The 13899-nt window shown below is 72.6% G+C and carries 13 protein-coding genes; 6 read left to right on the top strand and 7 right to left on the bottom strand.

Annotated features, from left to right (window positions below; genetic code table 11):
- Nucleotides 1–92 precede the first annotated feature (92 nt).
- Entirely contained in the window at nt 93–770 is a 678-nt protein-coding gene (locus ACCP09_RS31945; RefSeq protein ID WP_027931444.1) for a response regulator, read from the bottom strand.
- Nucleotides 767–2326 carry a sensor histidine kinase gene (locus ACCP09_RS31950; protein ID WP_433752435.1) on the bottom strand — a complete coding sequence of 520 codons (1560 nt, stop codon included), beginning with the start codon at nt 2324–2326 and terminating at the stop codon, nt 767–769. Before ACCP09_RS31950 ends, ACCP09_RS31945 begins: the two co-directional genes overlap by 4 nt.
- A 139-nt stretch (nt 2327–2465) precedes the next feature.
- On the opposite strand from ACCP09_RS31950, the gene ACCP09_RS31955 reads away from it, so the two are divergent.
- From ACCP09_RS31955 to ACCP09_RS31965, 3 genes are read left to right on the top strand one after another with little or no spacing between them, the layout of a single operon-like run.
- Nucleotides 2466–3452, top strand: a complete 987-nt coding sequence (locus ACCP09_RS31955; protein WP_020416763.1) for a Bug family tripartite tricarboxylate transporter substrate binding protein — start codon at nt 2466–2468, stop codon at nt 3450–3452.
- Nucleotides 3449–3976, top strand: a complete 528-nt coding sequence (locus tag ACCP09_RS31960; protein ID WP_020416764.1) for a tripartite tricarboxylate transporter TctB family protein — start codon at nt 3449–3451, stop codon at nt 3974–3976. The genes ACCP09_RS31955 and ACCP09_RS31960 overlap by 4 nt, the downstream gene beginning before the upstream one ends.
- Before the next feature lie 3 nt (nt 3977–3979).
- Nucleotides 3980–5473 carry a tripartite tricarboxylate transporter permease gene (locus tag ACCP09_RS31965; RefSeq protein WP_433752440.1) on the top strand — a complete coding sequence of 498 codons (1494 nt, stop codon included), beginning with the start codon at nt 3980–3982 and terminating at the stop codon, nt 5471–5473.
- Nucleotides 5474–5516: 43 nt separating this feature from the next.
- Here the strand turns inward: ACCP09_RS31965 and ACCP09_RS31970 are convergent, their stop codons facing one another.
- Complete coding sequence (locus ACCP09_RS31970; RefSeq protein WP_123683215.1) at nt 5517–5996, bottom strand: carboxymuconolactone decarboxylase family protein; 480 nt, start codon at nt 5994–5996, stop codon at nt 5517–5519.
- Between the two features lie 61 nt (nt 5997–6057).
- The gene (locus ACCP09_RS31975) at nt 6058–6909 is read right to left on the bottom strand and encodes a Vgb family protein (RefSeq protein WP_433752442.1); all 852 of its coding nucleotides are present in this window, start codon (nt 6907–6909) and stop codon (nt 6058–6060) included.
- 44 nt (nt 6910–6953) lie between these two features.
- Between ACCP09_RS31975 and ACCP09_RS31980 the strand changes: the two genes are divergently transcribed.
- Nucleotides 6954–7583 carry a TetR/AcrR family transcriptional regulator gene (locus ACCP09_RS31980; protein ID WP_433752444.1) on the top strand — a complete coding sequence of 210 codons (630 nt, stop codon included), beginning with the start codon at nt 6954–6956 and terminating at the stop codon, nt 7581–7583.
- On the opposite strand, the gene ACCP09_RS31985 is transcribed toward ACCP09_RS31980, so the two are convergent.
- The 3 genes from ACCP09_RS31985 to ACCP09_RS31995 all read right to left on the bottom strand — a co-directional run bounded on the left by ACCP09_RS31985 (nt 7559) and on the right by ACCP09_RS31995 (nt 10937).
- Entirely contained in the window at nt 7559–7990 is a 432-nt protein-coding gene (locus ACCP09_RS31985) for a C40 family peptidase (protein WP_123683212.1), read from the bottom strand. The two genes, ACCP09_RS31980 and ACCP09_RS31985, sit on opposite strands and share 25 nt — an antisense overlap.
- A gap of 733 nt (nt 7991–8723) precedes the next feature.
- On the bottom strand, nt 8724–9599 hold the full coding sequence (locus ACCP09_RS31990) for a biotin-dependent carboxyltransferase family protein (protein ID WP_433752446.1): 876 nt from the start codon (nt 9597–9599) through the stop codon (nt 8724–8726).
- Between the two features lie 417 nt (nt 9600–10016).
- Nucleotides 10017–10937, bottom strand: a complete 921-nt coding sequence (locus ACCP09_RS31995) for a sigma-70 family RNA polymerase sigma factor (protein ID WP_020416771.1) — start codon at nt 10935–10937, stop codon at nt 10017–10019.
- A gap of 231 nt (nt 10938–11168) precedes the next feature.
- On the opposite strand from ACCP09_RS31995, the gene ACCP09_RS32000 reads away from it, so the two are divergent.
- Complete coding sequence (locus tag ACCP09_RS32000; protein ID WP_228684842.1) at nt 11169–12368, top strand: type VII secretion protein EccE; 1200 nt, start codon at nt 11169–11171, stop codon at nt 12366–12368.
- The gene (locus tag ACCP09_RS32005; RefSeq protein WP_123683210.1) at nt 12365–13426 is read left to right on the top strand and encodes a hypothetical protein; all 1062 of its coding nucleotides are present in this window, start codon (nt 12365–12367) and stop codon (nt 13424–13426) included. Before ACCP09_RS32000 ends, ACCP09_RS32005 begins: the two co-directional genes overlap by 4 nt.
- The last annotated feature ends 473 nt before the right edge of the window (nt 13427–13899 follow it).

The raw sequence follows: 13899 nt of genomic DNA on the forward strand, positions 1-13899 counted from the left end.
GCCTCGGAAGTGCTCACCGCGCGACACCCTAGCGCGCGGTGGGTCGCGTCAGTGGGATCGCCGCCCCGGCCGGTCGCGGTGGGGGTACGAACTCAACCGCGCCAGTGGTACTGCCGCTCCGGCCGCCCCGTTCCGCCGTAGCGCAGCCGCACCTCCGCCCGCCCGGCGGCCACGAAATGCTCTAGGTACCGCCGCGCGCTGGGCCGCGACAGGTCGGTCACCCCGGCGCACTCGCTCGCCGACAGGCCGTCCGGATGCGCCTGCAACGCCTGCCGCACCAGGTCGGCCGTCTGCTCGGTCAGCCCCTTCGGCAGCGCTTTCGGCGTGCGGGCCCCGAAGACCGCGTCCACGTCCTCCTGCCCGGCCGTGCTGCGCTGCGCCAGCCGGTGCAGCTTCCGCCGCAGCGTGGCGAACTCCTCCAGCTGCGCCTGCAGCGCCGACGACGAGAACGGCTTGATCAGGTAGTGCAGCGCGCCACCACGCAGGGCGCCGCGCACGGTCTCCACGTCCCGCGCGGCCGTGATGATCAGGACGTCGATGTCCTGCGTCGCCGGGTCGGCCCGCAGCTGCCGCAGCACCGACAGGCCGTCCACATCGGGCAGGTAGATGTCCAGCAGCACCAGGTCCGGGTGCAGCTCCCGCGCCGCGCGCAGCGCCTCGGCCCCGGTGTGCGCCACCCCGGCGACGGTGAACCCGGGCGCGCGCGACACGTATCCACTGTGGACCTTCGCGACCATGAAGTCGTCGTCCACCACCAGGACCCGCATCACCGGGGCACCTCCGATCGCGTCGGCAGGACGGCGGTGAACACCGCGCCGTCAGCGTTGTGCACGGCCACCGAACCGCCGCGGCGCAGGCAGGTCTGCCGCGTCAGCGCCAGCCCGAGCCCGCGCCTGCCGCCGTGCTCGGCCGCCTTCGTGGTGAACCCGTGCGTGAACACCTCGGTCGCGATCTCCGGCGCCACCCCCGGCCCGGAGTCCCGCACCACCACCGAAACCGCGTCCGCGTCCTGCCGGATCTCGACCTCGATCCAGTCGCCGTCCCGCCCGGCCAGCGCGTCCAGTGCGTTGTCGACGAGGTTGCCGACCACGGTCACCAGGTCCGCCGACAACCGGTCGTCCACATCGTCCAGACCGGTGCCCGGCGCGAGCCGCAGTCCGACGCCCCGCTCGGCGGCCAGGCTGGCCTTCGCGATGAGCAGCGCCGCGACCGCCGAGTCGGCGATGTGCGCGGTGACCTCCTCCTGCCACTTCGTCTGGGCCTCGCTGACCAGGTCGACGTAGTGCCGCACCTCGTCGTACTCGCCCAGCTCGATCAACCCGGCGATGGTGTGCAGGCGGTTGCTGAACTCGTGGGCCTGCGCGCGCAACGTGTCCGTGGCCCGCGACGTCGCCTCCAGCTCCTCGCGGAGCGCGGCCAGCTCGGTGCGGTCCCGCAGCGTCACGACCGCGCCGCGCGCGATCGGCATCCGGTTGAGCGCCAGCACCCGCCCCGCCCGCAGGCCGATCTGGTCGACGCCGTGCGCGCGTCCGGTGAGCACGTCGGTGAGGCGCTCGTTGAGCCCCAGTTCCGCGACCGGCCGCCCGACGCAGTCCGCCGGCAGCGCCAGCAGGTCGCGGGCCTGGTCGTTGACGAGCGTGACCCGGTGCTGGGAGTCCAGGCCGAGCACACCCTCCTTGATGCCGTGCAGCAGCGCTTCCCGGTGCTCGGCCAGCGCGGTGATCTCGCGCGGTTCCATGCCCAGCGTCTGCCGTTTCACACGCCAGGTGAGCAGCAGCGACCCGGCGACCCCGACCACGGTCGCGAGCCCCAGCATCGTCAGCGCCGCGCTGGGCGAGTTCGCCACGCCCTCGAACAGGCCGGGCGTCTCGGTGCCCGCCGCGACGATCCCGACGATCTGCCCGGCGTCGCCGATCACCGGCACGTGCGCGACCAGCTGTCCGGAGATCTCGCCGACCCACGCACGCCCCTGCAGCACGGTGCTCGCGCCCAGTGGCAGTTCGGTGCGCAGCTGGTTCGGGTCCGGGGAGGTGAGCACGATCCGGTCGGGCGCGGCGATGATCACCGAGTCCGCCCCGGACAGTGTCCGCGCGGACTCGGCGAAGGCAGGCAGCGCATCCCGCCGGACCGGGTCGGCCAGGCTCGCCCGCACCCCGGCGGTCGCGGCGACCTGTTCGGCGACGGCGAGCAGCTTGCGGCCCTGCGTGTCGGTGAACGTCCGGTCGGACTGCACGGCGGAGTAGCCGAACACGCACGCGAGCAGGGCGAACACGATGATCAGCTGCCAGCCCAGCAGCTGGCGGGCCAGCGATCCTTGCGCACCCACGCCCTCACTATCGCATCCGCGACGCCGGATCGTGCCGTGACCACAATGACCACAACGACCGATAGGTGCCTAACGGGTGACAGCGGCGCGGCCCCGGTGCACGATGCCGGGCAACGAAGGTCCACAACGAGGTGCGCTGATGAAGAATCGCAAGGGCTGGCTCGCCGTTCTCGGCGCGGCCGTGGCTCTCCTCCTCGTCCCCCCGCTGGTGTCGGCGGGCGGCGAGGAGACCGGGCCCCAGATCAGGGGCCTGCGGATGATGGTCCCCAACTCGCCCGGCGGCGGCTACGACATCACCGCCCGCACGGCCGTGAAGGCGGTCGAGGACGCCGGGCTCAACGGCAACATCGAGGTGTTCAACCTGCCCGGCGCGGGCGGCACCGTCGGCCTGGGCCGTTTGGTGAACGAGCGCGGCAACGGCAAGCTCGCCATGTCCATGGGGCTCGGCGTGGTCGGCTCGGTCTACACCAACAAGTCGCCGTCGTCGCTGCAGGACACCACCGCGATCGCGAAGCTGACCGAAGAGGCCGACATCGTCGTGGTCAGCAAGGACTCGCCGTACCAGACGATCCAGCAGCTGGTCGAGGCGTGGCGCGCCGATCCGGGCAGCGTCCCGGTCGGCGGCGGCTCGGCGCCCGGCGGGCCGGACCACCTGGCGCCGATGCTGATGGCGCAGGCGGCCGGGATCCCGCCGACGCGGGTCAACTACATCCCGTTCGACGGCGGTGGCGAGCTGATGGCGTCCGTGCTGGGCGGCAAGGTCGGGTTCGGCGTCTCCGGCATCGGCGAGACCCGCGACCAGATCGCCTCCGGTGCGTTGCGGGCGCTGGCGGTGACCAGCCCGCAACGGGTGCCGGGCATCGACGCGCCGACGCTCCAGGAGTCCGGTGTGGACGTCTCGTTCACCAACTGGCGCGGCATCGTCGCGCCGCCGGGTCTGTCCGACAGCGACCGGGAACGGCTCATCGGGCTGTTCACGCGACTGCAGGACACGCCGCAGTGGCGGGAAGCGTTGCAGCGCAACGGGTGGACGCCGGCGTTCCAGCCGGGTGACGACTTCGCGGCGTTCCTCAAGACGGAGAACGACCGGGTGGCCGCGGTGCTGAAGGAGCTGGGGCTCGCATGAGCGTGATCGAGGAGAAGACGGCCTCCGCGCCGAAGTCCTGGTGGCGCACGCACTCCGAGCTGGGTGTCTGCGTGTTCCTGTTCGCCGTCGGCGTGCTGGTGCTCGTCGACGCGCTGAGCATCCCGACCGACTTCACGCAGCGCGGGCCGGTCGGCCCGAAGGCGGTGCCGATCCTCGTCGGCTCGCTGCTGCTGCTCGTGTCGCTGCTGCTGGCGCGCGACGTGCTGCGTGGCGGCCGGGGCGAGGCGGAGGCGGGGGAGGACGTCGACCTGGACGCCCCCGCGGACTGGCGCACGGTGCTGCTGCTGTCGGGCGCGTTCTTGGCGAACGCGGCGCTGATCGACACGCTCGGGTTCCCGCTGTCGTCGGCGATCATGTTCTGGGGTGCGGCCTACGCGCTGGGCAGCAGGCACCTGGTGCGGGATCCGCTGATCGCGGCCGGCGTCTCGCTGGTCACCTGGTTCGTCTTCACGGTGCTGCTGGGCGTTCCGCTGCCCGGCGGCCCGCTGATGGGGGTGCTGTAGCTCATGGACCTGTCCAACCTGTGGGCGGGCTTCGCCACCGCGCTGACCCCGTCGCACCTGATGTTCGCCGCGATCGGTGTCCTGCTGGGCACCGCGATCGGCGTGCTGCCGGGCATCGGCCCGGCGATGGCGGTGGCGCTGCTGCTGCCGGTGACCTACGGCCTCGACCCGACCGCGGCGTTCATCATGTTCGCCGGCATCTACTACGGCGGCATGTTCGGCGGCTCGACGACGTCGATCCTGCTGAACACCCCGGGGGAGAGCGCGGCGGTGGTCACCGCGATCGAGGGCAATCCCATGGCACGCCGGGGCCGCGGCCCGCAGGCGCTGGCCGCGGCGGCGATCGGGCACTTCACCGGCGGCATCATCGGCACGATCGCGCTGGTGCTGCTCGCGCCGCTGATCGCCGACCTGGCCGTGGACATCGGGGCGCCGGACTACTTCGCGATCATGGTGTTGTCGTTCGTCGCGGTGACCTCCGTGCTGGGCAAGTCCCGCGTGCGCGGGTACGCCTCGCTGCTGATCGGGCTGACGATCGGCCTGGTCGGGCTCGACGAGATGACCGGCCAGTCGCGGCTGACGTTCGGTGCGCTGCACCTGGCGGACGGCATCGACGTGGTGATCGTCGCGGTCGGCCTGTTCGCCGTCGGCGAGTCACTGTGGGTGGCCGCGCACCTCCGGCACAGCCAGGCCGAGGCGATCCCGGTCGGGCGGCCCTGGCTGTCCCGGTCGGACCTGCGGCGGACGTGGAAGCCGTGGCTGCGCGGGCCGGTGATCGGGTTCCCGTTCGGCGCGATCCCCGCCGGTGGCGCGGAGATCCCGACGTTCCTGTCGTACGTGACCGAGAAGCGCTTGTCCCGCAGGCAGGACGAGTTCGGCAAGGGCGCGATCGAGGGCGTCGCCGGGCCGGAGTCGACGGCGAGCGCGTCGGCGGCGGGCACGCTGGTGTCGATGCTGACGCTGGGCCTGCCGACCACGGCGGTCGCCGCGGTGATGCTGGCGGCGTTCCAGCAGTACGGCATCCAGCCGGGGCCGCTGCTGTTCCAGCGCGAGTCGGCGCTGGTGTGGGCGCTGATCGCGAGCCTGTTCATCGGGCTGGTGCTGTTGCTGCTGATCAACCTGCCGATGGCGCCGGTGTGGGCGAAGCTGCTGCGGATCCCGCGGCCCTACCTGTACGCCGGGATCCTGTTCTTCGCCAGCGTCGGGGCCTACGCGGTCAGCGGCTCGGTGATCGACCTGGTCCTGTTGTACGTGATCGGGGTGATCGGGTTCGCCATGCGGCGCTTCGGGTTGCCCGTGCTGCCGGCGATCATCGGCGTCATCCTCGGCCCGGCCGCGGAGCAGCAGATGCGGCGGGCGCTGCAGATCAGCGACGGCGACCTGACCGGGCTGGTGAACTCGCCACTCGCGATCGGCGTGTACGTGCTGGTCGCGGTGCTGCTGGCGTGGCCACTGGCGCGCAAGCTGGTGCGCCGCCGCGAGCCGGCGAAGGTGTGAGGTCCGGGAGGGCGGCCGGGGGTGCGGCCGCCCTCCCTCGTGTTCAGCTGTAGTTCTCACCTGGTGCGGCGCCGGGAATCGGCTTGGCGATGAGCGCGACCGGGACGAAGAAGCAGATCTGGGCGATCACCAGGGTGAGCGTCCACAGTTCCCGTTCGTCGTAGTGGGCGGCCGCCCTGGCGAACAGTTCGTCGGGAACGCGCTCGCCGGACGGGTTCGGGGTGAGCACGGCCTCGGTCAGCTCCAGCGCGACCCGCTCCGCGTCGGTGAAGTACGGCGCGTTCCGCCACGACGCCACCGCGGTGATGCGCTCCTCGGTCTCCCCGGCTTTGCGCAGCTGCTCGGTTTGGCCGATGGTTTGGTAGGTGCTGCCGACCAGCTGACCGGCGCGCAGTTGCACCAGGTGGATCGTGGTGTCCGGGACGGCCCCGTTGTGGATGGCCTGCTGTGTGGCGCCGGCGATCGTGCCCACTTCGGGGATGTAGCGGGCGGGGTCGGGCAGGCGCGAGCGAAGAGTGGTCATCGGCTTCCTTTCTCGATGGTTGCTGGAAGTCCGACGACGCGGCGGCCGCGGATGTGAGGTGCTACGGGCGCAGGGTGGCCACCTTGCCGGTCTCGAGCGCGACCCACACCTCGTCGTCCAGGACGGTCAGGCCGTGGGGTTCGGAGCCCGGGGTCGGCAGCGGGTGGTGGTCGAACTCGCCGTCGGCGGTGATGTGCCCGACGCGGTTCGCGCCCCATTCGGTGAACCAGCAGCCGCCGTCGCCGTCCGGGACGATCGCGTGCGGGCGCGCTTCGCGGTCGGGCAGCGGGAATTCGGTGACCTCGCCGTCCGGCGTGACGCGCCCGACCTGCCCGGCGCCGATCTCGACGAACCACACCGCCTGGTCGTCCGCGGTGATGCCGACCGGGGCGGCCTTTTCGGTGGGCAGGGCGAAATGGGTGACCGCACCGCCGGTGGTGACGCGCGTGATCGTGTCCGCCTGGTTCAGCGTCACCCACAGCGCGCCGTCCGGCCCGGTGACTATTGTGGACGGATAGGAACCCTTGACTCCCAGGGGGAATTCCTCGATGGCGCCGTCGGCGAGGCGGCCCACGCGGTCGGTGTTCATCTCGGTGAACCACATCGCGCCGTCCGGGCCCGCGGTGATCCCGTACGGACCGCACTCCGGCGGGAGTTCGACGGAGGTCGCCGTGCCGTCGGTGGTGATCCGGCCGATGCGGTGGTCGTGCAGGCGGCTGAACCAGAGCGCGCCGTCCGGGCCGGGGGCGATGACGGCCGGCCCGCAGCCCGGGGCGAGGTCGAAAACCCGTGTGCCGCCGGAGATCCGCGCGATCTGGCCACTGTGGACGAGCGTGACCCACACGGCGCCGTCCGGCCCGGCGGTGATCCCGTAGGGCCCCTTGCCCGGGACGGTGAGTTCGTCGATCTGCACGTGCCGCCTCCCTAATGCGACGATTGTCGCGCTAAGATGATGGCATGAGCGACTCGGCACCCGCAACCGGATTGCGCAGGCCCGGCGGCCGCACCGCCCGCACGCGTGCGCTTGTGCTCGACGCCGTGACGTCCCTGCTGGTGGAGGTCGGGTACGACGGGCTGAGCATCGACGCGGTGGCGGAGCGTTCGGGTGTGCACCGGGCCACGGTCTACCGGCGGTGGCGGGACGTGGGCGGATTGCTGGCGGACGTGTTCGACGCGGCCGCGGGGGACGAGTGGGTCCCGGCCGACACGGGTTCGCTCGTCGGCGACCTCATCGCGCTCAACCAGGAGGTTTTCGAGTCGTTGCGGGACGAGACGTCGGTGACGCGGGCGCTGATCGCCGCGTCGTTCCGGTCCGCGCAGGCCGCGGCGGCGTTGCGCGAGTTCTGGCGGGACCGGTACCGGCGGTGCGAGGTGGTCGTCTCGCGGGCTCGGCGGCGCGGCGAAATCGCGGGCGAGGTGGACGCGCACCGGTTGCTGGTGGCCGCGACGGCGCCGCTTTACCACCGGCTCGTCCTGATGGGTGAACCGCCGCAGGCGGAAATGGCCGAACAGGCCGCGCGGGACGCGGCCTGTTCGGCTTTGCCGGTTATCGGTGGACCCGGTTACCAGGCCCGTCCGACGGAGTAGGAACTGGTCCAGATGTTCTGCAGCCGGACCGTGTCGCCGGATTCGGGGGCGGCCCAGATCTTGTTGTTCCCGGCGTAGATCCCCACGTGGTAGACGCTGCCACCGCTGGAGAAGAACACCAGGTCACCGGGTCGCATGTCCGACTTGGACACACTGCGCACGGCGGCCCGCTGGTCGCGGGCGGTGCGCGGCAGATCGATCCCGACCTGCTTGTGGGCGTACTGCGTCAGGCCGGAGCAGTCGAACCCGCCGGGTGTCTCACCGCCCGATCGGTAGGGCGTCCCGGCCTGCGCAGCGGCCGCGTTCACGATGCGATCACCGGTGGACAGCTGGGTCGCGCCGGCCGGCGCGGTGAACCCCAGCAGGGCGGCGGTCGCGATGGCGCAGGTGATCGGAATGGCGATCATCCTGCGTATTCGAGTGGGCACGGTATGAACCCCTCCTTCAGTCCTTGAAGGCATTTCGGTTCTTCTTTCCGGAACTGACCCACCGGCCGGAGTCAGAACCAGCGACCGAATTCCCAGGGCACCGATCACGAAACGGTATACACCCGGAATGGTGAATTAGAACACCATCGGCTTGCGGGTTTCGCAGGCGTGCGTGCGGCTACGTGTTGTAGCAGGGGTTTCACTGCTGGTCTTCGGCCGGTGTCGCGCGAGGGAACCTGTCGGGCGTACGAGCGGGCCACTCGCAGCGGTGCGGGTGGTCATCTCGCGGCTCGGCAACGGCACGACTGCCCCCGGCGAAGGCGAATGGGGCCGGCGGCGCGCAATGCGGCCTGGCAGTGCGAACCTGCGTGGGCGCTACGGGCGAACCCCGGGCCGGCCGCCCGTGCGGACTCGCGCCGGCCGCCCGTGCGGACTCGCGCCGGCCGCCCGTGCGGACTCGCGCCGGCCGCCCGTGCGGACTCGCGCCGGCCGCCCGTGCGGACTCGCGCCCGCCGCCCGTGCGAACCCGCGCCCGCCGCCATGCGGACTCGGGTCGCCAGGCGCGCGAACCCTCGCCACCAGCGTGGGAACCCGCGCCGACAGCCGTGCGGACCCGCGCCGCCGACCGCGACCCCGCGCCACCAGTCACGCGCACTCGCACCGCGCGCCGCGCAAACCCGCCCTCGCTACACAACCGACCGCCGCCGAGCGCTCAAACCCGCGCCGGCTCCGCCAGGTCGAACCGCACCTGCAACCCCGGCCGCGCCTGTGCCGCCTTGTCGACGTCCTCCGCCACCACCACCGCGATCACCGGGTAGCCGCCGGTCACCGGGTGGTCGGCGAGGAACAGCGTCGGCTTCCCGGACGGCGGCACCTGTAGCGCCCCGGTCACCATGCCCTCGCTCACCAGCTCGCCGTGCCGCGCCCGCGGCAGCACCGGGCCCTCCAGCCGAATTCCGATCCGGTTGCTCTCCGACGTCACCGCGTACGGCTGGGCCAGCAGCGTCCGCAACGCCGACTCCGTGAACCAGTCGTCCCGCGGCCCGGGCAGGATCCGCAACGCCAGTTCGTCCGACGGGGGCGCCGCGACCGGCGTGAAGCGTGGCGGCAGCGGCGGCGCGACGGCCGCCCCGATCGGCAGCAACACCCCGCGCCGCAACGGGTCCGGGCCCAAGCCGGACAACAGGTCGGTCGCCCGGGAGCCGAGCACCGGCTCCACCGCGATGCCGCCCCGCACGGCCACGTAACTGCGCAACCCGGTCGCCGGCCAGCCCAGCCGGAACTCGGCCCCGGCCGGGATCCGCAGTGCGGCGTTCATCGGCGCGCCCATCCGGTCGATCGTGATCGGGCACGGCGCGCCGGTCACCGCGATCGTCACCTCGGTGGTCGCGCGCGCCGCGAAGCCGCCGAAGGTCACCTCGATCCCGGCGGCGCCTTCGTCGTTGCCCGCCAAGCGGTTCGCCAACCGCAGCGAGGCCCGGTCAGCGGCGCCGGACTCCGTCACGCCGATGTCGGCGTACCCGGGCCGGCCCAGGTCCTGCACGGTCGACAACGGACCGCTGTCGACGACCTCGAGCACGGCGGCCATGACAACTCCGATTCGTTTCGGGTGCCGTGACCGTACAGATTGTTGAACGATCCTGCAAGAGGAATCTGTGACAGATGAACCCGAAACGTCAAAAACCGAAGAGGTCGTCCTGCCTCCGCGGGGCCGGCCTGCACCGGGGGCACGGCGCCTCGCGCGAAGTGATCAGACCGGTCACGGGATCGACGTCGGTCTCCAGGATCCAGCCCCCCGAGTCCCCGCACGTCCGGCAGAGGGTGCTCGTGTCAGCCATGGTCAGCCTGCCCATCTTCCCCCTCGATGGTCGTTACCCGATCGAGTGTGCGCCGCGGCGCTGGCGGATCGACCGCACCCGCCTGACCGCCCGCGAAGATCGAAACCGCAGGTCAGAAGGTCCGGTACGGCGTGACCACGGCGGGGCTGCGGGTGTCCACGACGGACTCAGGAGACGTAGGCCTGCAGCCGCGCGGTGCGCGATTCCTCCCGCAGCTTGCCCAGCGTCCGCCGCTCGATCTGGCGGATCCGCTCGCGCGTCACGCCCAGCTCGCGCCCGACCTCCTCGAGCGTGCGCTGACGGCCGTCGTCCAGACCGCAGCGCAGCCGGATCACCTGCTGCTCCCGTGGTTTCAGCGTGGACAGCAGCTCGTCGATCTCCCGGCGCAGCACGTGGTAGGACGCGGGCACGCCGGGCCGGTCCGGGTGGCACAACAGATCCGCGAGCACGCTGCTGCCGTCCGTGCCGACGGTCTGGTCGAGGCTGATCGGCTCTTCGTTGTAGGAGAGCAGCTCGATCACCTGGAACGGCGTCAGGCTCAGCTCCGCGGCGATGTCCTCGTGGCCCGGCTCCCGGCCCAGCCGCGCGGCCAGTTCGCGGCGCGCGGCCAGCACGCGGTTGACCTGTTCGGCGAGGTGCACCGGGATGCGGATGGTGCGGGACTGGTCGGCCAGCGCGCGGCTGATGGCCTGCCGGATCCACCACGTCGCGTAGGTGGAGAACTTGAAGCCGGGCGTGTAGTCGTACTTCTCCACGGCGCGGATCAGCCCGAGGTTGCCCTCCTGGATGAGGTCCAGCAGCGACATGCCGCGGCCGGTGTAGCGCTTGGCGATGCTCACCACCAGCCGCAGGTTCGCCTCCAGCAGCCGGTTCTTGGCCTCCCGGCCCTCCTCGGCGATCGTGAGCAGGTCGGCGCGCCGCTGCGGATCGAGCACCCGCGTGGTCGCGAGCAGGTGCTGGGCGTAGAGCCCGGCCTCGATCCGTTTGGCGAGCGTGACCTCCTCCTCGATGGTCAGGAGGCCGGCGCGGCTGATGCCGGTGAGGTACGCGCGGACCGGATCGGCCGGCTCGAAGAGCGGTGGGGTCACCTGCCGTTGCCTCCGACAAGCCAGGGGGAGTCTGCTACGCCTGACAGAGTGGCCGAACGCGCTGGCACGGAACCGACAGCCGGGCGGCGTGCGTCGAAGCGGAAAAGGCCAGGTCATCGGAAACCCGGTCGCGCCGGAGTGCGGTACGGTGCGGGTCGGCTACGGGACCGCCGTGCGCACCGCGGATTTTCGCCGGGTGATCACGGCCGGGTCCGGGGATATCGTTGGCTGGTGGAAGGGGCTCCGCAGGTGATCACGACTGGCCAGCAGCCGCAGGCAGCCGCGCAGTTCGACGCGCGCGGCGGCGGCTCCGCCGAGCTGCGCGCCCAGGCCAGAGGGCAGGCGTGGTTCCGGCCCGTGCGCGGCCGCGGGCGGCTCGGTGTGGTGAGCCTCGCCCGGCTGCTGGCGTTCGAGATCGTGCTGGTGGTCGTCGCCGCGGTCGGCGTGCAGGAACTGTGGGCGCTGATCGCCGCGGGCGTGATCGGGCTCGCGGTGATCGTCGGGATGTTCGGCCGCTCGAAGGGCCGCTGGTGGACCGAGAGCCTGATGCTGTGGATGGGTTTCCGGTCGCGCCGCGGCACTTCGGGGGAGAAGCGGGACGACCCGCGGCTGACCGCGCTGTGCGAGCTGGCCCCGGACCTCGTCGTCGAGGACATCGACGGGCCGGGGGAGACCAAGCTCGGCATGGGCAGTGACGAGGCGGGCTGGTTCGCCGTGCTCGAGGTGTCCGGCGGCGCGGACGTGGCGACCCCGCCGGTGCCGCTGGCCGCGCTGGCCCGCACCGCCGCCGAGGCCGAGCAGGCGGGCGTGGTGATGCAGGTCGTCACACACTCGGTGCCCGGCCGCGAGCCCGGGACGCGTGACCGCGCCCTGTGGGTCGCGGTGCGCCTGGACGCGCGGGCCGTCGCCGAGTCGATGATCGATTCGCCGGGCGGGCGCCTCGACGTGCCCGCCGTGCTGGCCGAGATCACCCGCCGCGCCGAGCGCGTGCTGCGCCGGCGCGGGCTGCGGGCGCGGATGCTGACCGCGGACGAGGTCGTCGACGCGCTCGCCCGCTCCTGCGACCTGCTGCCCGGTGGCGGCCCGGCGCGGGTGCACGAGGCCTGGGAGTCGTGGCACTCCACGCGCCTGACCCACGGGTGCTTCTGGATCCAGTCCTGGCCGGACCCCGACCGCGGCACCGGGCTGCTCGCCGCGCTGGCCGAGCTGCCCGCGGACCTGGTCAGCATCGCGCTGCTGCTGGAGCCGTCGTTCGACGGGACCACGCTGCGCTGCCTGGTCCGGGTCGCCGCGACGGCGCAGCGCTATCCGCAGGTGTGCGACCTGGTGAAGACGCTGGCCGGGCGCAACGGCGCCCGGGTGTCGCGTTTGGACGGTCAGCACGGCCCGGCCGTGTATGCTTCGGCACCGAGCGGGGGAGGTGCACGATGAACGCCGGACAGTACCCACCGTCGCGGCCGCAGCCGCCGGCGCAGGCGATGCCGCGGCCCATGCCGCCGGCGCAGGCCCAGCCCGGCCCGCCGCCCGCGCAGCAGCAGCAACACCAGCAGCACCAGCACATGCCGCCCGGTCAGGCCGTGCTCGGGGCGCCCGCGATGCCGCAGGCGCCCGCCGTCGTCAACGTGGCGGCCCCGGCGCCGCAAACCCAGCAGGCAGGCACGGCCGAGGCGGCCACCGCGACGACGGTCGAGGTCGCCCGTCCCGCGCTGGCCGTCGGCGTGCCGACGCCGATGCCGCCGCAACCGCCCGGTCCCGGCCCCGCCGGCCCGGCCGCGGGCGCGGCGCGCGAGCACCGCGACTGGCGCACCCGGCGGCACCGCTCGATCCCGCGGCTGCGCATCGGGGCGCACCACGCGTCCGACGCGGCGCTGGAGTTGCTCCAGGTGTCCGCGTCGTCGGTGGGGCTGCCGCTCGGGCGGGACCAGAACGGGTTCCCGGTGGCGCTGACGTTGTTCCGCCCGGAGCCGGTGTCGGTGAGCCTGATCGGCGGCGCCTGGGCGGCGCGGCTGATGGCGTACCGCGCGTTGCGGGCCGGCGCGCGGCTGCTGGTGTTCTCGCAGCACCCGGCGGACTGGGTCCAGCTCGGACAGTCGGCGACCGGCCGCACCGACCGGGTCGCCGTGGTGGCGCCGGGTTCGCCGCCCGCGGTCACCGCCAGCGCCGACGCGCCCGTGCTGTGCCTGCACGACGCGCCCCAGTCGCAGAGCGAGCCGGAGGCGTGGCAGACGCGGGTGCTGCTGCACCGGCGGCTCACGCCCGAGCGGGTGGGTGCCGTGCCGGGCTCGGACCTGGTGCTCATGCAGCGGCTCACGCCCAACGAGGCGTCGCTGCTCGCCCCGGCGCTCCGGCTGGCCCAGCGGACGACCCAGCAGTTGCAGATGCTGCGGGACGACATGCTGGCCGTGCTGGCGGGGGAGACCAACCACTACGTGTGGGTGGACCCGGCGCCTGCCGAGCGAGCGCGCCTGGGACGGCCCGGGCGGTACTGACTCCGGGCGGGGAAGGCCGACCCGCCTGCCGGTCTTCCCCGCCCGGTCCCTTGCGGCTGGGTCTCGGATGCCGACCACCCCCGCCCCCGATTTCTTGTGGCTGGGGGCCGACCGCCTCCCGCTTGGTCCCTTGTGGCTGGGGCGACCACCCCCGCCCCCGATGCCTGATTGTGTTTCAGTCGCCGAGCAGGGTTGTCAAGGCGGGAAAGCGTGCCTTGACAACCCTGGTCGGCGACTAAAGATCGGCTGTGGATCGGGGGCGGGGGAGGTCTGGTGGGGTGGTCGGTGCTGTTGCGTTGCCGGCTTGCGGCCGGGCCGAACTGCGCGGGCAATGCTGCGCGGCCGCACTCACCCCCAGGAGAGTGCGGCCGCGCAGTTCCGGAAGGTCTACTTGGTCCAGATCAGCGGGGCGTCGCTGTACTCGTCGTCGTCGAACTCGGCTCCGGCGATCTGCGCGCCGTCCTGCGTGGCGG

Origin of the sequence: Amycolatopsis sp. 3B14 (genome assembly GCF_050958625.1) — a bacterium.
GTDB lineage: Bacteria > Actinomycetota > Actinomycetes > Mycobacteriales > Pseudonocardiaceae > Amycolatopsis_E > Amycolatopsis_E thermoflava.

Excerpts from the sequence above, each read along its gene's own strand:
- ACCP09_RS32005 (WP_123683210.1), top strand. The coding sequence starts at position 12,365 with ATGAACGCCGGACAGTACCCACCGTCGCGGCCGCAGCCGCCGGCGCAG.
- ACCP09_RS31990 (WP_433752446.1), bottom strand. The coding sequence starts at position 9,599 with ATGGCCGCCGTGCTCGAGGTCGTCGACAGCGGTCCGTTGTCGACCGTG.
- ACCP09_RS31965 (WP_433752440.1), top strand. The coding sequence starts at position 3,980 with ATGGACCTGTCCAACCTGTGGGCGGGCTTCGCCACCGCGCTGACCCCG.
- ACCP09_RS31980 (WP_433752444.1), top strand. The coding sequence starts at position 6,954 with ATGAGCGACTCGGCACCCGCAACCGGATTGCGCAGGCCCGGCGGCCGC.
- ACCP09_RS31955 (WP_020416763.1), top strand. The coding sequence starts at position 2,466 with ATGAAGAATCGCAAGGGCTGGCTCGCCGTTCTCGGCGCGGCCGTGGCT.
- ACCP09_RS31960 (WP_020416764.1), top strand. The coding sequence starts at position 3,449 with ATGAGCGTGATCGAGGAGAAGACGGCCTCCGCGCCGAAGTCCTGGTGG.
- ACCP09_RS31970 (WP_123683215.1), bottom strand. The coding sequence starts at position 5,996 with ATGACCACTCTTCGCTCGCGCCTGCCCGACCCCGCCCGCTACATCCCC.
- ACCP09_RS31985 (WP_123683212.1), bottom strand. The coding sequence starts at position 7,990 with ATGATCGCCATTCCGATCACCTGCGCCATCGCGACCGCCGCCCTGCTG.